Below are 23320 nucleotides of genomic sequence, written 5' to 3' on the forward strand. Positions count from 1 at the left end.
GACTCTCTTAATCAGCGTTTCCGTGCAGGTACGAGTTATTATTCCTGATCTCCACGTTACCTTCGCTATCCTGCATCAGGGAAAAACGTGAGATCTGGCTTTCGTCAGATGCCGGGGTATCCTGCAGGGCTATCTCTTTACGTTTATAAGCCGGAACATTTTCCAATTCCTGAATATTACCTGTACGCAGTTTCATGCTCAGGTCTTTCAGTCTCATAATGCGCTCGCGCGATTTTTTTAACTGCTCTTCTATAGATTCGTTGGTTTTGTTATCATCAGCCCCAACAGGTTGCGGTGCAGGAGTTGGCTCTGGTTCAGGCTCGGGCATACGTGGCTGTTCCCTTACAGGCTGCTCATAGCTCACCGGCTCACTCATTTTAAAAGTGAAACCAGCAGTATCCGGCTCGTTATCAACCTCTGGCTCTTCATTCATTAGGCTATGCCTTACAACAGCAGGTTCTTCCTGGCGACTACCGGCAAACATATCAAACAACCCGGCTTGCTTTGCATCTTCTTTAGGTGCTTTAGCATAAGGCTCGGCAGGAGCATCAACCTTAACTGGTTTAATAAATTCGTTAACCGGCCTTGCCTGCTGAGGCTCTTCGGGAACCAGCATTGAAACTATTTTCTTGTTGCTGTTTTCCTTTTCGCGCTCATCTTTGGTTTGGAAACCGGTAGCAATAATGGTTACCGATAATTGCTCACCCAGGTTTTCGTCGATACAGTTACCCCAGATCAGGTCAGCAGCTAAGCCGGCTTCTTCCTGGATATAATCAGTAATTACGCTGATCTCATCCATGGTAACCTCTTTAAGGCCCGAGCTGATGTTCAGCAATATATACCTTGCACCTTCAATCTCATTATCTTTCAACAATGGTGATGCCAATGCACCTTCAACAGCTTTAAGGGCACGGTTTTCACCATCGGCGCTAAAGCTGCCCATGATAGATACACCGCTATCCTTCATTACCGTGCGCACATCTTTAAAGTCGACGTTGATATAGCCCGGTAAGGTGATGATCTCGGCAATACCTTTAGCTGCTGTAGTCAATATATTATCAGCCTGGGCAAATGCAGAGCTCATTGTCAGGTTACCAAAGATCTGCCGAAGCCTGTCGTTCGAGATCACCAGGAACGAATCGACATACTTGCGCAGTTCTTCCAAACCAGCATCCGCCTGCATTTTACGGCGTTTACCTTCAAAAGAGAAAGGTGTGGTTATGATACCCACCGTTAATATATCCATTTCGCGCGCAGCCTTGGCAATGATAGGGCTTGCGCCTGTACCTGTACCACCGCCCATACCAGCTGTGATAAACAGCATTTTGGTATTAACGCCCAACATCTGTTTAATATCGTCGATATTTTCAATAGCCGAATTTTTACCAACTTCGGGTATTGAGCCTGCACCCATGCCCTCGGTTAAACTGGCACCCAATTGCACCTTGTTAGGTATAGGGCTCAGCTCCAATGCCTGGGCATCAGTGTTGCATATTATAAAATCAACACCGGTAATTCCTTGCCTGTACATATGGTTTACCGCGTTACCACCACCACCGCCAACACCAATTACCTTGATGATTGACGATTTTTCTTTTAACATTTCAAAATGCATAATCTTCGTTTTCAGCTATATGTAATTCAACCCAACATTAGATTTTACCATCGTAATAATAACACTTTTTCAACAAGATTTATCCACATTTGTGAGCAATGTGAATAAGTTTAACCCTTGTGAATAAATATTATTTCAGAAAGTCCTCATCCTTAATGTCATCCTTAATAAATGTGATGCTTTTTTTCAGCAGCCTGTCTAACAAGCCCCCTTCTTTACTTTTCGCATCGTACTTTGGCTTAGCCGTTTTCACTTCGGCAGGGATCGCTTCATTCATGTATTCCATTTTCTGGATCCCTTTAATGAGCAAACCAATACCGGTAGCAAAAGTTGGGCTTTGCAACTCTTCGTATGTTCCTTTTGGCAATACCTCGTTTTTAGCCAGGTGCTCGGTTGGGTAACCTACGCGGCAATCCAAACCGGTAACAAACTCAACCAGTTGACGCAAGTGTTTCAACTGCGCACCACCACCTGTTATTACGATACCTGCTATTAGTTTTTTCTCATAGCCTGATGATTTGATCTCATAGTAAACATGCTCCACGATCTCTTCCATACGGGCTTGAATTACATAAGCCAGGTTTTTCACCGAAATTTCTTTTGGCTCACGGCCACGCAAACCTGGCACACATACAATCTCATTTTCCTTGTTCTCATCGGCCAGGGCAGATCCAAACCTTACTTTCAGTTGCTCGGCAATGTTGCGCATTACTGAACAGCCTTCGCGGATATCCTCAGTTACACTATTGCCGCCAAAAGGGATAACAGCTGTATGGCGAATGATACCTTCATGGAAAATAGCTACGTCGGTAGTACCGCCACCGATATCAACCAAAACCACGCCAGCTTCTTTTTCCTCTTCGCTCAAAACAGATTCTGAAGATGCCAGCGGCTCAAGGATCAGTTCCTGGCTCTCCAGGCTGGCCTTGTTAACACATTTTACAATGTTTTTAATGGCCGTAACCTGACCAGATATAATATGGAAGTTAGCCTCAAGCCTAACGCCAGCCATACCTATCGGATCTTTGATCCCAGGTTCATTATCCACAGTAAACTCCTGTGGCAACACATGGATGATCTCCTCGCCCGGAGGCATCACCAGGTTATACATATCCTCTATCAGCTTATCTATATCCTTACGACCGATCTCTGATTGCAGATCGCGACGGGTTATTAAACCGCGGTGTTGCAAGCTTTTGATGTGCTGACCTGCAATGCCTACGTTCACTACCCTGATTTCTACATTTGATTGCGAGCCCGCCACCTCCACCGCCTGATGAATGCCTTGTACTGTTTTATCTATATTTGACACCACGCCGCGCGTCACACCCGCAGATTCGGCCTTGCCAATCCCTAAAACCTCAATCTTCCCGTTCTTGCTCCTGCGCCCAACAATGGCACATATCTTGGTAGTCCCGATATCCAATCCTACTACAATTGGCGAACTTTTTTCCTGAGTTGAGCTTTTGTCCATATTACAATTTAATTTGAGATGTATCCCTTTTCGTCCTAAGCGAATCCTGTTTGGCAGTTTTAGTTGCCTTAATTGAATCTGCTTTTATATTTTCATTTTTTATACCAATAACCTGGTTGGTATATTTTACATTGATCACTTTATAAGTATCCCAGCCTACCTTTGGCAGCACCTGCTTGTAAAAAGCCTGCAGGTTGTTCAACTTTACGTTAAGCGAATCCGCATTACCGATCAGGATCCTTTGGTTGCCCACTCTCGGAATCAGCTCTATCTCGCGCTCACTGTTCACATACATCTGCGCTATCTGTGCATCCCAAAGCGAATCCTTACGGATATAATCAGCCGTTTTAAACAAATCTTTAGCCAGGCGCGTATGTAACGAATCAACCCGATTGGTAAACAGCTCTTCGATAAAACCATTAGCTACCAATACCCTCGCGGTAAAGTTTGATGATAGCGGAATCTTTAAGCCGTTTTGATCTACATAAAAATCCATATCATAATGGTTCATGATGCGCAATATCGGCTGGCGCTGGCTTACTTCAACCCTCAGTACACCGTCCATTTCGGTATAAACTTTAGCAAACTCAATAAACGGGTTCGCTTTCAATTTATCTTCCAGTTCCTGGATATTGATATTTTCGATAGGCCTGCCTACCAATGAGTGACTGGTAACTTCAATAATATGATCAACCTCCTGCTTGTCAATAAAATATTGCCCGCCGGGGATGCTTACGTTTACCGCGGTACACTTTACACCCGCTTTTTTTGTTTCAATAAAACTCATAAGCACCACAAGGCCACCCAGGCTTATTACCCAGGCACAACCTATTAACAGACGCTTCCAAATGAGTTTTTTATTCATTGCTTAATACTTGTTTTAAAGGTTGTACCAGCGTGTCAATATCACCGGCACCTACCGTTAACAATAGTTCGGGCTTTTCGGCAGCTACAGCGGCTACCGCGGCCTCTTTACTCAGTATCTTTTTATTTTGCAATTGCATGCGGTTAAGCAGCATTTGCGAGTTAACCCCTTCTATCGGCAATTCGCGCGCCGGATAAATTTCCAGCAATATCAGCTCGTCTACCATATCCAGCACCTCGGCAAAACCATCGGCAAAGTCGCGGGTGCGGGTAAATAAATGAGGCTGAAATATGGCCGTTAACTTCTTAGCCGGGTATAATCTTTTTATTGATGATATACAAGCCCTCAATTCTTCGGGATGATGCGCATAATCATCAATGTAGATATGCTCTGGCGTTTTAACTATGTATTCAAACCTGCGTTTAACCCCTCTGAAAGATGCTAATGCTGCTTTAATATTTTCCGGTGATATAGCCAGTTTCAGTACCGCTTCAATGGCTGCTACGGCGTTCTCCACATTGTGGGTGCCGGCTATGCCCATTTTTATATCCGTGATATTTACCGCATTACTGTTATAATCGAAATAGAAATCGCCGTCAATGATCCTCACGTTTGAAGCATGTGCATCAGCAGTTTCATCTTCGAAAGCATAGGTGTAACCACCATCCAAAGGCAAACCATTTTTGTGCACCAGCGTACCACCCGGTTTTATCTGCGAAGCGAACAGCTTAAACGATTCGGTTAGATGCGCGTGATCACCATAGATATCCAAATGATCGGCATCCATTGAGGTGATGATAGCCACATCCGGATATAGGGTAAGGAACGAGCGATCATATTCATCGGCCTCAACCACCATTACGTTGTTCTTGCCATACAGCACATTGGTTTGGTAATTTGATGAAATACCACCCAAAAAAGCAGAGCAATCATTACCCGATGCCTTAAGCAAATGCGCTACCATGGTTGAGGTGGTAGTTTTGCCATGTGTACCCGCCACAGCAATAGTAAATGAGCTCTTGCTGATCAAGCCTAAAACCTGCGAGCGTTTATAGAGCTCAAAGCCGTGGTTTTTAAAATAGTTAACAATGTGCGAATCCTTCGGTACCGCCGGTGTATAAATAATCAGCGTATCGTTGCATGGTTTCTGGAAACTCATGGGGATATAATCCGCATGATCTTCAAAAACAACCTGGATCCCCTCGTTGTGCAACTGGTTTGTTAAATCAGTCGACGTTTTGTCATATCCGCAAACAATGCAACCCAAATGATGGAAATAGCGTGCCAGGCCGCTCATACCGATGCCGCCTATGCCTATGAGATAAACTCTTTTTATATCGTGCAGTTCCATTTCAATTTGTTTTAAAAAGGCCCTCCTCCCTTTGGAAGAGGAGGACCATCATTTTAATTGTTACTTATTATTTGGATAAGTTCCTTTGCTATTACTTCATCGGCATTTGGCATGGCCATTTTACCAATGTTTGTGCTCAATTTTTTTTGCAGGTCGCGGTCTTCCAGTAATTCAAGCGCCCGGTCAACCAGTTTTGCCTCAGCATCTCTGTCGGCAACAAAAACGGCTGCGTTTTCATGCACCAGCGCTAACGCGTTTTTTGTTTGATGATCTTCGGCCACATTTGGCGAAGGCACCAGGATCACCGGCTTTTTAATGGCACACAGCTCGGCAATAGTGCCTGCACCCGCCCTTGATATGATAATATCGGCGGCGGCGTAAGCCAAATCCATCCGGGTTAAAAACTCCCTGATCTGCAGATCGGGGTGATAATTTTCGCCCAGTTTTTCGATAATGCTTTTATAATAAAACTTACCGGTTTGCCATATCACCTGTACATCGGCAGCCAGCAGCTTATCTATACCGTTCATGATACTATTGTTTAGCGTACGCGCGCCAAGACTACCGCCGGTTATCAGTATCGTTTTTTTAAAGTGCGACAAATGATACAACTCCAAAGCCTGCATATGCTTACCGGCAATGTTCACCGCATCCTTACGGATAGGGTTACCTGTTTTGATGATCTTGTCGGCAGGAAAAAACTTCTCCATACCATCAAAGGCCACGCATATTTTTTGGGCATGTTTACCTAACCATTTATTGGTAATACCTGCATACGAGTTTTGCTCCTGTATGAGGTATGGGATCCCTTTCAGTGATGCAGCATACAATAACGGACCCGATGCATATCCACCTACACCTACTGCAGCGTCGGGCTTAAAATCTTTAATGATTTTGATAGCCTTGCGTACACTATTGGCAAGTTTGATAGGGAACATTAGGTTTTTTACGATAGAACCGCGCTGAATCCCCTGAATATCCAAACCGATGATCTTGTAACCCGCCGCCGGCACCTTATCCATTTCCATGCGGCCGTTAGCGCCCACAAACAGGATTTCGGTATTGGGATCAATATGTTTTAAAGCATTGGCAATAGAGATAGCCGGGAAGATATGTCCTCCTGTTCCGCCACCGCTTATGATGATACGCGGCGACGCCCCCCCCGCCCCCTGAAGGGGGTGCTTTTGATTGGCTGCTTTCATACTGCTTTTATCTTCCATTTGTTAATTACGCTTTTTAGTCACCTCTATTCCTCCCCCTTTTGGGGGCCTGGGGGGGTGTCTACGCCGTCCTTATCTCTCCCACTATGATCTTATTCGGCCCGGTGTTATCTTCCTTTATAGCCTTATCCTTTTTAGGTTCTTCAATATCTTTACTCACCGACAGTATAATACCAAAGGCGATGCTTGTAAACAATATCGAAGTACCACCCATACTTACCAACGGTAGCGGCACGCCGGTTACCGGCCCTAAGCCTACAGCTACGGCCATATTGGCAAAAGCCTGTATGGTTAAACTAAAACTTAAACCACACGCCAGCAATGCCCCAAAGGCTTTTGGCGCTTTAGTTATGATCTTGATACATCGATACAACAAGAATACATAGATCCCCACTACGATTATACCTCCTACTAAACCATACTCCTCAACTATAATGGCGTAGATCTCATCAGAGTATGACTCGGGCAGGTAATTTCTTTCTGTGCTGTTCCCTGGACCTTTACCAAATAACCCGCCTGTTGCGATGGCAATTTTTGCATGATCGCTTTGGAAAGATTTATCGGCCTTTGCCAGTTCGGGGTGCATAAACACCTTCATACGTGACACGTAGGTATGCCTCCTCGGACCAAGGAATATTACGCCCAGCAACAATATAAAACCTGCAGCACAGGTAATAGCTATTTGCCTGATACTGATCCGGCCGATGATCAACAGTAATATGCTAACCCCAAATAACATTAACGCTGTTGAAAGGTTAGCTAATGCAATCAGGATAAACACCACACAAACCGAACCCATGATAGGCAAAAAGGACTCTTTAACATCTTTAATGTTCTCCTGCTTGCGCGATAATGTACGGGCCAGGTAAGTGATCAATGCCAGCTTGGCCAAATCCGAAGTCTGAAAGCTTAAACCCGTTCCCGGGATAGCTATCCAGCGGCTTGCGTTATTAATATGACTACCAAAAACCAATGTATACAGCAACAGCGGAATGGTAACGATCATCATTACCTTAGAGATACCGGCATAATAACGGTAATCAAGCTTGTGCGAGAAATACATCAGCGCAATACCACCCACTATCATGAACACGTGTTTCATGAGGATGATCTCGACCCCTTTACCTTGCTTAAATGCCAGCGTACCTACCGAGCTGTATACCGCCAACAAGGATATAACAGAAAGCAATATGACTATAAGCCATATCCAGCGATCTCCTTTTGTATTGTTTAATATCCTATGCATTGCAACTTTATTTTCTTTATTTGTCCATAGCCCATAGTCGATAGACCATGATTTAATTTTCATAATCTATGGACTATCGACCATCGACTATGGACTGTTTTACTTACAATTCCTTCACAGCGTCCTTAAACTGCCTGCCGCGGTCTTCGTAGTTTTTAAACAGATCGAAGCTGGCGCAAGCCGGTGATAATAGCACCGTATCGCCTTTAGTTGCCAGGTGATAAGCTACGGTTGCCGCTTCCTGGGCTGATGACGTGTTTACTATAATTTCAACCATATCATCAAAGGCTTCGTGGATGCGTTTGTTATCCTTGCCTAAACACACAATGGCCTTTACCTTTTGCTTAACCAGATCATTAAGCATACTATAATCATTTCCTTTGTCAACACCACCCAAAATCAGCACTACATCGCTGGTCATACTTTCCAAAGCGTACCATGTTGAATTAACATTGGTAGCTTTTGAATCGTTGATGAAGCGGATACCGGATATATTGGCAACAAACTCCAGGCGGTGCTCAATGCTTTTAAAGTTGCCCATGCTCTCCCTCATCGTTTCGTTGCGTAGCTCCAACACTTTTGCCACAATACCCGATGCCATGGAGTTGTAAATGTTGTGTTTGCCTTGCAGGGCCAGATCTTGAATTGACATTGTAAAATGTTCTTGTGTTGTGTTAATGACAATATTGTCGCTGTTATCCAGGTATGCCCCCGGTTCAAATTTTTGCTGTATGGAAAACGGCAACAGCTGTGCCCCGAACGTTCGCTCTTTCATTCCCTTTATTGTTTCCGGATCATCGGCACAATAAATGAAATAATCGGCTGCAGTCTGGTTCTGCGTTATCCTGAATTTGGATGCCGCATAATTTTCCAGTTTATAATCATACCTATCCAAATGATCAGGTGTGATGTTTAGTAGTACCGCTATATCAACTTTAAACCTGAACATATCATCAAGCATAAAACTGCTTAGCTCCAGCACATACCAGTCAAACTTTTCGGTGGCAACCTGGTAGGCAAAGCTTTTGCCGATGTTGCCCGCCAACCCAACATTCATCCCCGCATCTTTTAAAATGTGGTAGGTTAAGCTGGTGGTGGTCGTTTTACCGTTTGAACCTGTTATACCAATGATCTTTGCATCAGTGTACCTCCCGGCAAACTCAATCTCCGATATCACAGGTGTCCCATTTTCATGCAGTTTTTTAATGATCGGGGCCTTATCCGGAATACCGGGGCTTTTGATCACTTCTACCGCATTCAGGATCAGTTCTTCAGTATGCTGTTTCTCTTCAAAAGGAATATTCCAGTCTTCGAGTTGCTTTTTATAGTTGTCGGCAATGCCGCCAAAATCCGACACAAAAACATCAAAGCCCTGTTGCTGCGCCAAGTAGGCTGCACCGGCGCCGCTCTCTCCCGCACCAAGGATTACTATCCTCACTTTAGGAGTTGACTGCGTTGATATGTTATTGTCCTGACTCATTTCTTTTTTCTTTTGGGATTACACCGATTTTTTGGTGATTCCACCGATTTCTTTTTGGTGATTCAATGATATCACCGATTCGCTTTTCTAATATTTTTCTTTCCCTAACCTCTAAGCTTCAATCACTAACCTCTAACGAAGTTTCAACGTTATCACCGTCACTATCGCCAGTATGATACAGATGATCCAGAAGCGGGTAACAATCTTTGCTTCATGGAAACCCTTTTTCTGGTAATGGTGATGCAGCGGCGCCATTAAAAACACGCGCCTGCCTTCGCCGAATTTCTTTTTGGTGTATTTAAACCATGAAACCTGGATAATCACCGAAAAATTCTCTACCAGGAAAATACCACACAGCAATGGCAGCATCAGTTCCTTACGGATCATGATAGCAAATACCGCTATGATACCACCTATAGCCAAACTACCAGTATCACCCATAAACACCTGTGCCGGGTACGAGTTGTACCATAAAAAGCCTACGCAAGCCCCGACAAAGGCACCGGCGAAAATTACCAGCTCACCCGAATTAGGGATGTACATGATGTTCAGATAGTCGGCAATAACCGTGTTACCCGATACATAGGCCAGTATAGCCAGCGTAATACCTATAATGGCAGATGTGCCCGTCGCCAAGCCATCAATCCCGTCGGTAATATTTGCTCCGTTTGATATGAACGTAATGATGATAATCACAAAAAACAGGAACACCACCAACGCGTATTGCTCATAACCTTTACCCAAAAACTTCAACACTTTGCCGTAATCAAACTCATTGTTTTTGTAGAATGGCATTGTTGTTTTGGTAGAGTGTACGTCCTGAGTGTAAACCGGAGTATTACGCTTCATGTGAAACTCAACCGGAGCATCATCCTTCACCGGAAGCACAACTTCCTGGCGGATGATGATATTACTGTTGAAATACATTGTCCAGCCAACAATAAGTGATAAACCCACCTGACCAATAATCTTAAACCTGCCCGCTAAGCCTTCTTTATTCTTTTTAAATACTTTAATGTAATCATCCAGAAAACCGATAGCTCCCAGCCAAACGGTGGTAATGATCATCAGGATCACATACACATTCTCCAGCTTGGCAAACAGCAGTGTTGGTATTAAAATACCCAGCAAAATGATGATACCACCCATAGTTGGCGTACCTGATTTTTGCATCTGGCCTTCCAAACCTAAATTCCTTACGGTTTCGCCCACCTGTTTAAAGCGTAGATAATCTATTAGCCGCCTGCCATAAACAGTAGTGATCAGCAATGAAGTAATTACAGCCATCGCCATCCTGAACGTGATGTATTGAAATACACCCACCCCGGGGATACTGTAATTTTTGCTTAAATAGTTAAACAGGTAATACAACATTGCTTTTTCAATTTGCAGATGTGCAGATTTCAGATGTGCAGATGATTGACTTGCTCATCTTAGTTCTTGCAGATTTGCGTTTTTAATTCCTTTTACTCTCTATCAATTAGTTGATGGTTATACCAAATCCTGGAATTGCCTTTCCAGTTCTTCCATATCATCGAAGTGGTTTTTCACCCCGTTTATTTCCTGATATTTTTCGTGCCCTTTGCCCGCTACCAGGATAATATCACCCGGATTTGCCAGCATACAGGCTGTTTTAATCGCCTCATGCCTGTCGATGATGCTTACTGTATGACGCTTAAATGCCGGGTCGACACCTTCTTCCATTTCCTTGATGATCTGCGCCGGATCTTCGGTACGCGGATTATCGGATGTCAGGATCACTTTATCACTCCACTCACATGCGGTTTTGGCCATGATGGGGCGCTTGGTTTTATCCCTGTCGCCGCCGCAGCCAATTACCGTAATCACCTTTTCATTTCCCTTGCGGATATCATGTATAGTGCTCAACACATTCTGCACAGCATCCGGCGTATGGGCATAGTCAACTATACCTACAACTTTGTTCGGTGCTGTGATATATTCAAAGCGGCCTTCGGCACCTGGAAGTTTGCTCAGGCTCGTAAGCACTTTCGCTTTATCCTGCTCAAGCAGCATCGCGGTAGAGTAAACACCTAACAGGTTGTAAGCATTGAATGTGCCCACCATTTTAAACCATACCTCCTCGCCGTCAATTTGCAGTAATAAGCCGCTGAACTGATTTTCGAGGATTCGGGCTTTATAATCGGCCATGGTTTTAAGGCCATAGCTTTTTTTATGTGCTGCTGTATTTTGCAGCATTACATTACCATTTTTATCATCGCTGTTGGTAAGCGCAAAAGCATCTTTAGGTAAACCATCAAAAAATTCCTTTTTGGCATTCAAATACCTCAGGAAGGTTTTGTGATAATCCAAATGATCGTGCGTTAAGTTGGTAAACACACCACCCGCAAAAACCAAACTCTCGATACGTTTTTGCGAAATGGCATGTGAGCTTACTTCCATAAAGCAATAGTCACAACCGCTGTCTACCATTTCGGCAAGCAAACTGTTTAGCTCAACCGGATCAGGCGTGGTATGGGTTGATGGGATTACTTTACCATTGATCTGATTTTCGACAGTTGAAAGCAAGCCACATTTATACCCCAGATCGCGGAACAGCTGATATAACAACGTTGCGATAGTTGTTTTGCCATTAGTACCAGTTACCCCAACCAGTTTCAGTTTGGCTGATGGATTATCATAAAAATTAGCAGCTACAATGCCAAGCGCCACAGCCGAATCGGCCACCATCAAAAAGTCAACCTCGCCGGTAGTATGGGCAGGCAGGTCTTCGCAAACCACTGCTACAGCACCTTTTTTTATGGCCTGGTCAATATAGTCGTGTCCGTCAACAACGGTGCCTTTTACGGCAACAAACATGGCCCCGGGGATCACTGCCCTCGAATCAAAAGCTATCGCCGTGATCTCCACATCAGCACTTCCCTGCAACTCAGTGAAGGCCAGTCCATCAATTACATCGCTTAAATACCTCATTGCAGTTCTATTAAAATTCGTGATCCTTTTGGTATTGCACTTCCTCCGGTAACCGATTGATTGGTTACTATACCGCTACCGCGTACAGTAACCTTATAGCCGGCATTACCCATTACATATAACGCATCGCTAAGCCCCATGCCTGTTACCGAAGGCACGGTACCATTTTTATAATTTACCTCTTCAAACGGGATACCATTGCTTGTATCAACAGTGCTGTTAGCCGAAGCATACAACGGTTTAACACCCAATTTTGAATAAACCTTTTTCAGGGCCTTCATATTGCCCTGTTTTACCTGCGGCATTACCGTATTGCCTACATAATGGGCCTGCGGGGTTTGGTTAATGTCCAGATCGTTGGCATAAACCCTGTCGGCCACTTCCCTAAATACCGGGCCGGCGACCTTTGCAGCCAGGTAGTCGCCCTGGGTTGGATTATTGATCACCACAATCATCGAATATTTAGGATGATCGGCCGGAAAATAACCGCAAAAAGAGGCCTGGTATTTTTTATCCTTATAACCTTTTGTTCCGTTAGCCACCTGTGCTGTACCGGTTTTACCCGCCACACTGTAAAGCTTATTTTTAATAACATTTTTGCCGGTACCATTAAGTACTACACCTTCAAGCATACCACGTACCTTACCCAGCGTAGCTTCCGAACATACCTGCTCATTGATCACCCGGGCCTGGAATTGCTCAATAGGGTTACCCAATCTTCTGATCTCACGAACCAACAGCGGGGCTATCATTTTACCATTATTGGCCACTGAATTGTAATAAGCCAGCATTTGCAGCGGCGTAATATTCATTTCATAACCATAAGCCATCTCAGGCAAACTGTAATTTTTGTTCCAGCTGCGGTTTGACGGATTTTTGATCACCGGCCTGCCTTCGCCGGGAATTTGTAACTGAAGCTTTTCATTCAAATGATAGCTGTACAATTTATTGATATACTCCCACGGGTTATTGTGGTAAAACCGATCAACCAATTTTGCAGCCGCCACGTTTGATGACTCCTCAAAAGCACGTTTTACCGACATTTCATAGTTATCATGCTCGGTATCGGTAATTGTCGGCCCTTTCGGGAATTTATATTTACCACCCTCAGCATTAACTATGGTGCTGGTGTCAATCTTATGCTGATCGAGCATGGTCATGTACGATGCCAGTTTAAAGGTCGACCCCGGATCGATAGCGTTACTGATAGCATAATTCATTTGCTCTTTATAATCACCGTCCTTAGTACGGGTGTAATTAGCAATCGCCCTGATCTCGCCGGTAGATACCTCCATAAGCACAACGCAGCCATGATCGGCCGCGCTTTTTACCAGTTGTTTTTTTAATGCATCCTGAGCCACATCCTGAAAGTTTACGTTGATGGTTGAAATAATATCAGCGCCATCTTTAGGCGCTATCTCATCATCATCGTCAACCGGCATCCAGATACCGCCCGGGATCCGCTGCATTAAACGCCTGCCGCTTTCGCCATTAATGTACGACGAATAAGCACCTTCCAGCCCAACCGGGTTCTTTACGTTCTCATTTTTATAACCGATAGTACGGGCAGCCAGCGACTGGAACGGCAGGATCCTCCTGTTTTTTTGAATAACAATTAACCCTCCCTTGTATTTACCCATGTTAAACACAGGGAACTGCCGGATCTTTTTCAAATCCTGGTAAGATACCTTACGCCTGATCAGCACATAGCGTGAACTATCCCGGCGGGCCTCGCGCAATATACGCGAATATTCCCTTGCCGATCTGTCACCAAACATACCCGATAGCTTTGCAGCCAGCAGGTCGATATTGTTGTTAAACGCCGTATCCGATGCAATACCACTGGCCAGCATGTCCATATGCAGCTCATACTCCGGCACCGAAGTAGCCAGCAAACTTCCATCCACAGAAAAAATATTACCCCTTGCCGCTTCAACAGTTTGATATTGAGCAGAAAGATCAGCAGCCATAGCCCTCCACTTATCACCCTGCACATATTGCAGGCGGCAAAGCTGAACCACAACGGCAATCGCCAAAAGCAAAACAAGACCAAAAGCTAAATAAACCCTGGCCAGTATGTTAGTCCTAATTCCCATCTGAAACCTCCTTCACTGTTATTTTTCCCGGTGGATCAACTGATTGACTTAAGCCTAATGTATCTGCCCGCTTGGCCACTTCGGTAAGCGTACTTTTAAAAGCCATATCGGCCTTTGTCGATTTATAATCCCAGCCAAGTTCCTTAACCTCTTTGGTAAGCGCATCAATTTCACGCACCGATTTTTCGGCATAATGCATATTTCCTATATACACCATCCCCAAAAAGGCTAAAAACAAAATAAAGGGCAAAGCATTGGTGGCCTTCTCGGTTGTAAGAAAGCCTTTGGTAAAAAGTTGCGTAAAAAAGTTATCAGGTAGCTCCCTCGCAGGCCTTTCCTCAATTACCTCTTCAACTTCTTCCTCCTCCTGAATTTCTGTACGTAAACGATTGGTCATTTTTTTACAGCTATCCTTAATTTAGCGCTCCGTGCCCTGTTATTATTGGTTATCTCATCTGCCGATGCCGTTATAGCCCCGCGGCTTACAGCATCAAGCGGTTTATTATCATTTCCATAAAGGTCCTTCTCCACCTCGCCGCTGAATTTACCTTTGGCAATGAAGTTTTTTACCAGCCTATCTTCAAGCGAGTGGTATGACATGACTACCAGTCTGCCCCCAACGCCCAAAACCTCAGCCGACTGCATTAAAAAATCTTTTAACGCCTCTAACTCCTGGTTAACCTCTATCCTTAACGCCTGGAACACTTGTGCCAGGTATTTATTTTCCTTTCCTTTCGGAATGCGGTTACTGATCACATTTTTCAGATCAGCAATAGTAACTATCGGCATATTCAACCTTGCAGTAGCAATGGTTTCTGCCAATGATTTTGCATTCTGGATTTCTCCGTAAATGCCAAAAATCCGGTGCAGATCGGCAACCGAATAATTATTTATCACATCCTTCGCAGTCAGCTCGCCCAACTGGTTCATACGCATATCCAACTCGGCATCAAACCGGATGGAAAACCCGCGGTCGGCCTCATCAAACTGGTGCGATGACACACCCAAATCGGCCAGGATCCCGCTTACCGGAATAGCCCCGTGTAAACGGCAAAAGTTTTTGAGATACCTGAAATTTTGATCTACAAAAACAAAACGCTCATCATCAATTATATTCCTTTGCGCATCAGCATCCTGATCAAAAGCAATTAGCCTTCCTTTAGGGCCCAAATGCTTCAAAATCTCGCGCGAATGCCCGCCACCTCCAAAAGTCACATCCACATAAATACCGTCCGGATCAATATTCAACCCATCAATACACTCCTTCAGCATTACCGGTACATGGTACTCACTCATTCCTGCTCCTTACTTTTATTACCCATCACCTTTTTTGCCAATGCACCAAAACTTTTTGGCTCATCATCCATCAGTTTACGGTGAGCTTCGGCATCCCAAACCTCTATTTTATTCAATTGGCAAGCCAGCACTACATCACCTTTTATACCCGCATATTCCAACAGGAATTTCGGCAATAATACCCGCCCGGCGGCATCAGGCATAAGCTCAGTGGCGCCACGGGTAAAATATCGTATAAAGGCTATATTATCCTCTTCATATTCATTAAGTTTGCTCAGTTCTTCAAGCCGTTTATCCCATTCCTTTTTAGTGTATATGACAAGGTACTTTTCGAACCCGCGATTGATCACCAGGCCTTCAGCTTCCAGTTCAGGAAGCTTTTTTTTAAGGCCAGCCGGTATCATCATCCTAAATTTAGGATCAAGCTTACACTCAAATTCACCGGTTAAAAACGACATTGTATGACTTGGGCAATTTTGTAACGTAAAAGTAAATACTTTTACCACTTCTTACCACTTTCCCCCACTAAAAGTTTTCAACAATTTTTAGGTGGGTCTGTTTTATATTTTTTGAAGATTTTTCAGAATCGCAGCCCTACCAAAAACCTCTAACAAACAAGTAGTTACAACTCATTTCAACTATAAATTTTAAAATACTAAAAGCCAGAGGAAAAACCTTTTATTGCAGGGCATTGGCTTTGATAAACCACAATTATTCCACCAGTCGCAGGTACTAATATTTTGTATATTAAGCTGTTGAACTCCATAAACTTCATGTACACCTATAAATATAAAGACCTGGCTTTAGCGTTATATGAAGCCCTTATTCCCGGCCCTTTTTATGTAGAATTGTTACAGAACATCCCGGGCAGTAAGCGGGAAAAGCAGGGATATTGATGGGATATATTAAAGTATGGGAGCCTTTACCGGCCTTGGAGCAAGATTTGGGGGTGAGCGGTAAGATGAATAGTAAGTATTGATACCTCATCCATGATTGCAAGGTGCGAAAAATTCATCGACTTACATTACGAACTTGTAGCGCCCTCACCACCACGTCAGCGCTTTCTACTTATAATGACGTCGTAAAGAAGAGAATCCCTTTATAAGGCCGAATGATAAATCCCTTATGACATTGTATTATACCGTTGCCTCAGCAGGTACCACTCTCATTCTGCCGCGAACCGGTTTTTCCTTCTTCCGGGTACGGTTAAGCCACATCATAACGCCCGTTACCGGAAAAATAAGCGAAACCAGCGTGATCAAAAAAGCTAAAACCTGGGTAGGCCAACCATAAATGGAGCCTGTATGAATTGGCTTGATAACCCCTCTGATGCGCTGACCAAGACTTTTATCAGCATATAAAACAACTCCGGTAATCTTACCGCTATACTGATCTATATAATAAGTATCGGTAGCCAGTTCAACAGAACCCTTTTTTAACACGTTAAAAGTGTAAACTGCTGCTGTATCGCGCGGATAACGGATAGTGTAATTTTCGACATCTGTTATTTTGTTGCCTAATGCGCTAACAGCAGCATCCGGCGAGATGGCGGTAATGCCCGGCTGATAAACCGAAAGCGGGGCTTTGAGATCTTCTTTGGCGACAACCTTTGAACCTGTAAGGAAAAACAAAGTGTTGTTTGCCCATTTAAAGGTCATTACCAAACCCGAGGCAGAAATGATGATCAAAAATATTGAGGTATAAAAACCTGTAACAATATGCAGGTCGTGTGTAAGGCGCTTGCTGCTTCCATCCCATTTTATTTTAAGCCGTTGCTTCATAATGGCTTTGGTTTTAGGCCACCAGAGTACCACACCTGTAATCAGTATTATCAGGAAAAACAGGGTTGAAATACTGATCGCCCAGTCGCCTATACTATTCTTCCCGCCTAACAAAAAACGGTGAAACATTTCTACCGAGTACAGGAACGCCTGCCTGCGGTTAAACTGGTCAATTATTTGCCCGGTATATGGGTTTACAAAAGCAGTAAGGTTTGAACGCTCGACATCTTTCGGTTTAGCATCCTTTTTTGCATGCGCTCCGGCGTGCTTTTCTGTTTTAGGCGCATCCGCGGGTTTCTTTCCCTTTTCGGGCACGATAAGTCCCACTTCTACCGCACGCGCAGGATCATCATAAACTATAACCGTTGTCAGCTTTGATTTAGGGATCTGTTTTAATACCCCTGCTGTTAAATCAGCCAGCGGCAACCTCTTTTCCTGCGGCTTTACGAAGTAGCGCTGAGGATGAAGCGCCTGCTGAATTTCCTTTTCAAAAACCAGCATTGTACCTGTTAAACACGAACAGAAAATAATCACCCCGGCTGCCAGGCTTAAATAAAGGTGTATGGTGCGGAAAAATGCTTTCATCGGTTGTTATAAGCATAAAAACCGGGTATGAAACATACCCGGTTAGTTTAATCAATTAAAATTTATAACTCAATGTGGTCAGGAACTGCCTTGGCGGTATAGGGTTAATGCTATAGTTTTCGTGCACATTGTAATTAAGCACGTTGCCAATATTAGAGATCTTACCAATGATAGAGATCTTTTTATAAGTATAACCTACCGAAGCATCAACCGTGGTAAAGCCCGGTACATTAACCAATCTTGATATAGTTTGGGTTTGGCCAACTGTATTGGCATTACCCGCGGTACGGTTGCCCAGGTAATAAACCGATGCACCTACCTTAAACCCTTTTAAATCGCCGGTATAAAAAGTGTAAAATACACTGGTGTTAACGGTATGCTTTGGTGTATTTAATAGCGGCTGCCCTGCAATGTTGCTTCCAACTGCAGTACCTGTTTTGGTGTATTTGGCGTTGGTATAGCTATAGCCCGCCAATACATCCAAACCTTTTACCGGGTGACCCGCGATATCAAGCTCGACACCATCGCTTCTTGTTTCACCGCTTAGCACTTTGATATTGGTGTTGATATTAGGTGTAACCCCATCAGCCTGAAATGGCGCAGTTTGAGCCAGGTTATTATTTTTAATGCGGTAGGCCGTAATGTTTACCGACAAATTACCGTTCAGGAAATCGTTTTTAACGCCAACTTCATACTGGTCAATCAGCGAGGGATCAAGCGGGTTGTTATTTATATCAGTACCGGTATTAGTTACAAAAGAGTTGGAGTAACTTGCAAACAGGGCGGTATTAGTTATTGGTTTATAAACGATACCCACCCTTGGCGAAAATGCTTTGTCCTCTTTACCTTTTGCCTTATCGGCAGATGAACCATAGTTTGTAACTGATGTCGGCGACGCGTACTGGTATGACCAGCGTACACCGGCTAATACTTTCACTTTTTCAGATACGCTGATTAAATCGTTAAAATAAGTTCCGAAGCGGTTGGTTGGTGTTAAAATACTGTAAAGCGCATTCATTGTAGGCTTATCTGTACGTAGGGTATATTTATTTAAATCAAAAATATTGATCTTGTCATATACTACTGATTGAAAAGTATTGTTTTGATCAAGATAACTTGAAACCCCTTTTACATTAGCAACATAGGTATACGCTGTATTACGGTACCAATCAGCATCAACGCCGGCCAAAATATTGTGTTTTATAGCACCTGTGTTAAATTGTCCGGTAATATTGAACTGGCCGGTGTAATAATCTTCAAGCGTTTTAGCCCGGTTCAGCGTGCGGCCCCAGTCACCATTGGGGTTAGGCAATACACGTTCGGTGGTTTGGTATTGGCGGTTAAAGTGCTGGTATGAAAAACCGCCGCTTAACTGCCAAAGGCTATTAAGCTGATGGTTAATGGTTGCCGTTGCGGTAGTTTGTTTGGTATTACCGGTTGACCATGATGCACCCAAATACCGGTTACGAGGAACGTTGGCAATAACATTATTGATTTGTCCGGTTCCGAAATCGGGGGTAAAATCGTAGTTAAGATAATCACCTTCAACAATTAAAGTTGTTTTATCACTTATTTTGTACAGGAATGAAGGATTGATGTATTCTTTTTCTGATTTTACATTGTCGCGGAAGCTTTTGGCATTTTCATAGGTACCATTTACGCGATATGCCAATTTGGAAGATATAGGGCCGTAAACGTCAAACGACGGTCGGTAAAGATCGTAGCTGCCGTAGGTCATTGACACCTGGCCGCCCTGCGTAAATAAAGGTTTTTTGGTTACCATATTCAGGATGCCGCCGGGTGCAACGTTTCCGTATAATAACGCAGCACTGCCTTTCAATATTTCAACACGTTCCAGTGAACTAATCTCCGGCACAACGCCCGAGTTTACCCTGAAACCATTTTTAAACATGTTATTGCTTCCGAAGTTATAACCGCGGGCGCCAAATGTTTCCTGGGTATTGCCGCGGCTGCTGTATAAATATACACCATTCACATTTTTGATAACATCGCTTAAGCGTATTGACTGTTGCTGATCAAGCACATCGCGGCCTATTACAGTAACGCTTTGCGGCAAGTCCATTGGCGATACGTTCATTTTGCCGATGGTTAACTTTTTACGGTTGATGGTTTTTGTTGAAGAAACTACTACCTCATCTAACTGGGCCGAGCTTTCATTAAGTTTAAAGGATACTTCGGTTGTTTTATTTGCGAAAACTGTCACGGTTTGCTCTTCAGTTTTTGTACCAACATATGAAGTAACCAGGGTATATGTACCCGGTTTTACGTTATGGAAAGCAAATGATCCGTTATCGGTTGTGGTGGTACTTTTATTTAATCCTTTAATGGCAACATTTACAAATGAAGCCGGCTTATCATCGCTGGTTTTAACAACACCGGTAATTTTGCCGTTATTGCCTTCGTCATCAGCTTTCAGAATTAGGGTATTTGAAAACAAGAATAAAATTAAAAGAGTGAGTATACGCAGAGAAGAGTAAAAGTTGCTTGCCATTCTATTTAGATTAAGTCTAATTAAGCGCAAAAGTATAAAAAGACTTTTTATCTGCAAGTTTTATTTATAATTAGTTTAAATAAGCGCAAGCATAAAGGCCGCAATTTTCACTTGCAGCCTTTTATCGTAGGAAAAAAATGTATTAATTAAGCACTATAGTAGCCGGACCGGATACTTTAGCTATATGGCAATTACATCCACCCGAAATTTTAAACAGCGCGGTTTGGGTGGCACCTGTTTGGATATTGGTTACAGTAAGCTCCACGTCATCGCCTTCGGTCGAGAACTCATTTTTATTATTATCTGTAGCGATGGTATACAAATGCGGGCCTACAGTTGTTGAAGGAGGCCCCGGGTTTCCTTTAGCTATTACGGTTTGTTTGGTACGTAGATTTACAACCTTTACATCTTTTCCAAATGCCATTTGACCATCCTTATCAACAAAATTTACATATAGCGATGCGAAGTTCAGCGTGCAGGCCTGGCTTGGACAGCCGGTTTGCTGATTATGTTTTTTACAGCCCAATAAGACTGAAGCTATCATAAAAAGGATGATATATTTATACATGGCTATAGGTTTAATTAATAACCTTTACGACATTATGGTATAAAATGCGACAGCCCCATGTAAATACATGAGGCTGTCGTGCTTGCATTGCAAGTATTTTATTCCATAACCCTAACCTTTAAGTAACTCGGGTTTGTTTTGGAGGTGTAAACCTTATGCGTAGCTTTTTTAAAATCGGTATCCTTAGCTTTCATGATATCCTGAAACTGCTGTGTATTCCTGTCGATAAGCGGGAACCAGGTACTTTGTACCTGAACCATCATGCGGTGCCCTTTTTTGAAGGTGTGCAGCACATCCTGTAATTCAAAATTTACCGGCGTTACTTTTCCAGGCACAAAAGGTTCGGGCTTATCAAAACCGTTGCGGAACTTGCCGCGCATGGCCTCGCTGCGTACCATTTGCTGGTAGCCACTCAGGTACACCTCCTTGCCGGCCCATTTGGTATTTTTGGTAGAGTCGGGATAAACATCAATCACTTTAACCACCCAATCAGCATCTGTGCCTGTAGTTGATACTTTAAGATTGGCCCAGATATTACCTGCGATGGTTACATCCTTATCTAAAATATCAGTTTCGTAAGTAAGCACATCCGGACGTTGCGATGCAAAACGCTGATCGGCGGTCATGTATTCGCGCTTCATATCCATATCAATACTATTGATGAAAGGCACCGGTTTGTTAGGGTCGGATATAAACTCATCAAAAGTATTTGCAACTGCTACAGGGGCTGCGAAAGACAACTTGCCACCGGGAAGCAGGTATAGATTTTTTTCTGTAGCTTCTTTTGGAGGCCAGGTATTATAGGTTTTCCACTGATTAACACCGGTTTCAAACGTTGATACCGGCTTCAGGTCAAAGTCAGCAGTACCTTTTAAATAGTGGCTAAAAAAGGCGAACTCAATTTTTTCACGGTAGAAAGGGCCGGTAGGGCTGCCGAACCCCACATCGCCCAGGTGATCCCCGTCACCTCGTGCCCAGCCCCCGTGCACCCAAGGGCCCATGGTAAAGTAAACCGGGGTTTTAGGATTTTCTTTAACCAGCGTTTTATAGGTATTGATAGCTCCGTATAAATCTTCGGCATCGTACCAGCCGCCAGTTACCAGTACCGCTGTTTTTATATCATGCAAATGATAAAGCACATTACGGTCTTTCCAATGCTGATCATAGTTAGGGTGATCAAGCATTTCGTTCCATAAACGGATAGTATCCTTATAATATTTAGTGTTTGAATTTTTTACCGAACCCATCTTCAGGAAAAAATTATACCCATCCTCTGTGCCGGCATCAAACCTTCCACCGCGGCGCTGGGTTGGTTTATCATCCTGCCTGTTAGTAAAGCCTGGGTAAAAACCAAAGTTGGCAACCAGCATGAACGCGCCATTATGAAAAGCATCATCGCGGTACAAGTCGGCAATTGGCGCCTGCGGCGATGCAGCTACCAGGGCCGGATGGCGGCTTAACAAAGCAGTGGTAGTGTAAAAGCCGGGATACGAAATACCCCACACTCCTACCTTGCCATTGTTATTGGGGATGTTTTTCAGTAACCAGTCGATAGTATCGTAAGTATCCGTGCCTTCATCAACATCTTTATTGGTTTTATGATCTTCCTTTTCGGGGGTCATTTCTTCGTAAATACCTTCACTCATCCAACGGCCACGTACATCCTGGTAAACAAAGATGTACCCGTCGTGAGCGAATAATGATGATGCCCCAAGGCTGCCTTTATACAGTTCCGTACCATAGGGCGCTACGCTATATGGGGTTCTGTCCATCATGAAAGGATATTTTTTTGACTGGTCCTTAGGTACATATACCGAGGTAAACAGCTTTTTACCATCCCTCATTGGGATCTGGTATTCATATTTCTGGTAATTGGCTTTAATGTAATCAGCATCGGGCGCTTTGGGCTGCGCATACAGGCCTGATGCCGAAAGCAAAAGGCAGAAAATGAAAAGTAAATTTTTCTTCATAAAATTTTTGTCAGTCAATCAAATGTAGCCGAATAAAATAAAAAGGACAACTAACCATACGGCAATTTACAAAAAGCCTCTTTTTTGTTACAGAACAAAGGTTTTTGCTATAGTTAAAATTAAGTGTAATAAGCACCTTTATTAACCATAATAATATTTTTATAAAATAATAATTAAAACCTGTAGGCAATTATACACGTTTAATGGTCTATTACTTTGAACCAAATAATACCGGAGCGAGGACCTAAACGCCCGGTAGCCTAAAAATATTTAAACAGTTTTTTTTAAAAGATAGTGACTATCCCCTGG

At 43.5% G+C, this 23320-nt stretch carries 18 protein-coding genes; 1 reads left to right on the forward strand and 17 read right to left on the reverse strand.

Going from position 1 to position 23320, the window contains the following annotated elements; translation table 11 throughout:
* Positions 1-7: 7 nt before the first annotated feature.
* The 13 genes from ftsZ to FHW88_RS09655 form a co-directional block, all read right to left on the reverse strand.
* Positions 8-1615: a cell division protein FtsZ gene (ftsZ, locus tag FHW88_RS09595; RefSeq protein ID WP_090529886.1), complete on the reverse strand. Its 1608-nt coding sequence runs from the start codon at positions 1613-1615 to the stop codon at positions 8-10.
* Between the two features lie 130 nt (positions 1616-1745).
* A complete protein-coding gene (gene ftsA / locus FHW88_RS09600) occupies positions 1746-3089 on the reverse strand; it encodes a cell division protein FtsA (RefSeq protein ID WP_090529889.1) in 1344 nt (447 codons plus the stop codon).
* Position 3090: 1 nt separating this feature from the next.
* A complete protein-coding gene (locus FHW88_RS09605; RefSeq protein WP_176625078.1) occupies positions 3091-3954 on the reverse strand; it encodes a cell division protein FtsQ/DivIB in 864 nt (287 codons plus the stop codon).
* Positions 3947-5305 carry a UDP-N-acetylmuramate--L-alanine ligase gene (gene murC, locus FHW88_RS09610; protein ID WP_176625080.1) on the reverse strand — a complete coding sequence of 453 codons (1359 nt, stop codon included), beginning with the start codon at positions 5303-5305 and terminating at the stop codon, positions 3947-3949. Before murC ends, FHW88_RS09605 begins: the two co-directional genes overlap by 8 nt.
* A gap of 53 nt (positions 5306-5358) precedes the next feature.
* Positions 5359-6507, reverse strand: coding sequence for an undecaprenyldiphospho-muramoylpentapeptide beta-N-acetylglucosaminyltransferase (gene murG, locus FHW88_RS09615; RefSeq protein ID WP_090531263.1), 1149 nt, complete (start codon positions 6505-6507; stop codon positions 5359-5361).
* Positions 6508-6586: 79 nt separating this feature from the next.
* Positions 6587-7771, reverse strand: a complete 1185-nt coding sequence (locus tag FHW88_RS09620; RefSeq protein WP_090531265.1) for an FtsW/RodA/SpoVE family cell cycle protein — start codon at positions 7769-7771, stop codon at positions 6587-6589.
* Positions 7772-7874: 103 nt separating this feature from the next.
* Positions 7875-9251, reverse strand: a complete 1377-nt coding sequence (gene murD / locus FHW88_RS09625; protein ID WP_090529895.1) for a UDP-N-acetylmuramoyl-L-alanine--D-glutamate ligase — start codon at positions 9249-9251, stop codon at positions 7875-7877.
* Between the two features lie 132 nt (positions 9252-9383).
* On the reverse strand, positions 9384-10625 hold the full coding sequence (gene mraY / locus FHW88_RS09630) for a phospho-N-acetylmuramoyl-pentapeptide-transferase (protein ID WP_090531268.1): 1242 nt from the start codon (positions 10623-10625) through the stop codon (positions 9384-9386).
* Between the two features lie 117 nt (positions 10626-10742).
* Complete coding sequence (locus FHW88_RS09635; protein ID WP_176625082.1) at positions 10743-12203, reverse strand: UDP-N-acetylmuramoyl-L-alanyl-D-glutamate--2,6-diaminopimelate ligase; 1461 nt, start codon at positions 12201-12203, stop codon at positions 10743-10745.
* Complete coding sequence (locus FHW88_RS09640; protein WP_176625084.1) at positions 12200-14299, reverse strand: penicillin-binding protein; 2100 nt, start codon at positions 14297-14299, stop codon at positions 12200-12202. The genes FHW88_RS09635 and FHW88_RS09640 overlap by 4 nt, the downstream gene beginning before the upstream one ends.
* Complete coding sequence (locus FHW88_RS09645) at positions 14289-14696, reverse strand: FtsL-like putative cell division protein (RefSeq protein WP_090529904.1); 408 nt, start codon at positions 14694-14696, stop codon at positions 14289-14291. Before FHW88_RS09645 ends, FHW88_RS09640 begins: the two co-directional genes overlap by 11 nt.
* Positions 14693-15595, reverse strand: coding sequence for a 16S rRNA (cytosine(1402)-N(4))-methyltransferase RsmH (gene rsmH / locus FHW88_RS09650; protein WP_176625086.1), 903 nt, complete (start codon positions 15593-15595; stop codon positions 14693-14695). The genes FHW88_RS09645 and rsmH overlap by 4 nt, the downstream gene beginning before the upstream one ends.
* Positions 15592-16053, reverse strand: a complete 462-nt coding sequence (locus tag FHW88_RS09655) for a division/cell wall cluster transcriptional repressor MraZ (protein ID WP_176625088.1) — start codon at positions 16051-16053, stop codon at positions 15592-15594. Before FHW88_RS09655 ends, rsmH begins: the two co-directional genes overlap by 4 nt.
* 315 nt (positions 16054-16368) lie before the next feature.
* Here FHW88_RS09655 and FHW88_RS30165 point away from each other — a divergent pair, with 315 nt between their 5' ends.
* Entirely contained in the window at positions 16369-16491 is a 123-nt protein-coding gene (locus tag FHW88_RS30165; RefSeq protein WP_255485283.1) for a hypothetical protein, read from the forward strand.
* Positions 16492-16731: 240 nt separating this feature from the next.
* On the opposite strand, the gene FHW88_RS09660 is transcribed toward FHW88_RS30165, so the two are convergent.
* From FHW88_RS09660 to FHW88_RS09675, 4 genes are all read right to left on the reverse strand, one after another.
* Entirely contained in the window at positions 16732-17961 is a 1230-nt protein-coding gene (locus FHW88_RS09660; RefSeq protein ID WP_176625090.1) for a PepSY-associated TM helix domain-containing protein, read from the reverse strand.
* 55 nt (positions 17962-18016) lie between these two features.
* Positions 18017-20473: a TonB-dependent receptor gene (locus tag FHW88_RS09665; protein WP_176625092.1), complete on the reverse strand. Its 2457-nt coding sequence runs from the start codon at positions 20471-20473 to the stop codon at positions 18017-18019.
* Positions 20474-20615: 142 nt separating this feature from the next.
* The gene (locus FHW88_RS09670; protein ID WP_090529918.1) at positions 20616-21041 is read right to left on the reverse strand and encodes a hypothetical protein; all 426 of its coding nucleotides are present in this window, start codon (positions 21039-21041) and stop codon (positions 20616-20618) included.
* A gap of 98 nt (positions 21042-21139) precedes the next feature.
* Positions 21140-23011: a CocE/NonD family hydrolase gene (locus tag FHW88_RS09675; protein WP_176625094.1), complete on the reverse strand. Its 1872-nt coding sequence runs from the start codon at positions 23009-23011 to the stop codon at positions 21140-21142.
* Between the last annotated feature and the right edge of the window lie 309 nt (positions 23012-23320).

The organism is Mucilaginibacter sp. SG538B, assembly GCF_013376065.1.
In the GTDB taxonomy this organism is placed as follows: domain Bacteria; phylum Bacteroidota; class Bacteroidia; order Sphingobacteriales; family Sphingobacteriaceae; genus Mucilaginibacter; species Mucilaginibacter rubeus.

Coding starts and splice junctions, on each gene's coding strand:
- FHW88_RS30165 (WP_255485283.1), top strand. CDS start 16,369: ATGTACACCTATAAATATAAAGACCTGGCTTTAGCGTTATATGAAGCC.
- FHW88_RS09655 (WP_176625088.1), bottom strand. CDS start 16,053: ATGTCGTTTTTAACCGGTGAATTTGAGTGTAAGCTTGATCCTAAATTT.
- murG (WP_090531263.1), bottom strand. CDS start 6,507: ATGAAAGCAGCCAATCAAAAGCACCCCCTTCAGGGGGCGGGGGGGGCG.
- rsmH (WP_176625086.1), bottom strand. CDS start 15,595: ATGAGTGAGTACCATGTACCGGTAATGCTGAAGGAGTGTATTGATGGG.
- murD (WP_090529895.1), bottom strand. CDS start 9,251: ATGAGTCAGGACAATAACATATCAACGCAGTCAACTCCTAAAGTGAGG.
- FHW88_RS09645 (WP_090529904.1), bottom strand. CDS start 14,696: ATGACCAATCGTTTACGTACAGAAATTCAGGAGGAGGAAGAAGTTGAA.
- FHW88_RS09605 (WP_176625078.1), bottom strand. CDS start 3,954: ATGAATAAAAAACTCATTTGGAAGCGTCTGTTAATAGGTTGTGCCTGG.
- FHW88_RS09660 (WP_176625090.1), bottom strand. CDS start 17,961: ATGAAAGCATTTTTCCGCACCATACACCTTTATTTAAGCCTGGCAGCC.
- FHW88_RS09640 (WP_176625084.1), bottom strand. CDS start 14,299: ATGGGAATTAGGACTAACATACTGGCCAGGGTTTATTTAGCTTTTGGT.
- ftsA (WP_090529889.1), bottom strand. CDS start 3,089: ATGGACAAAAGCTCAACTCAGGAAAAAAGTTCGCCAATTGTAGTAGGA.
- FHW88_RS09670 (WP_090529918.1), bottom strand. CDS start 21,041: ATGTATAAATATATCATCCTTTTTATGATAGCTTCAGTCTTATTGGGC.
- FHW88_RS09620 (WP_090531265.1), bottom strand. CDS start 7,771: ATGCATAGGATATTAAACAATACAAAAGGAGATCGCTGGATATGGCTT.
- FHW88_RS09635 (WP_176625082.1), bottom strand. CDS start 12,203: ATGAGGTATTTAAGCGATGTAATTGATGGACTGGCCTTCACTGAGTTG.
- ftsZ (WP_090529886.1), bottom strand. CDS start 1,615: ATGCATTTTGAAATGTTAAAAGAAAAATCGTCAATCATCAAGGTAATT.
- murC (WP_176625080.1), bottom strand. CDS start 5,305: ATGGAACTGCACGATATAAAAAGAGTTTATCTCATAGGCATAGGCGGC.
- FHW88_RS09675 (WP_176625094.1), bottom strand. CDS start 23,011: ATGAAGAAAAATTTACTTTTCATTTTCTGCCTTTTGCTTTCGGCATCA.
- mraY (WP_090531268.1), bottom strand. CDS start 10,625: ATGTTGTATTACCTGTTTAACTATTTAAGCAAAAATTACAGTATCCCC.
- FHW88_RS09665 (WP_176625092.1), bottom strand. CDS start 20,473: ATGGCAAGCAACTTTTACTCTTCTCTGCGTATACTCACTCTTTTAATT.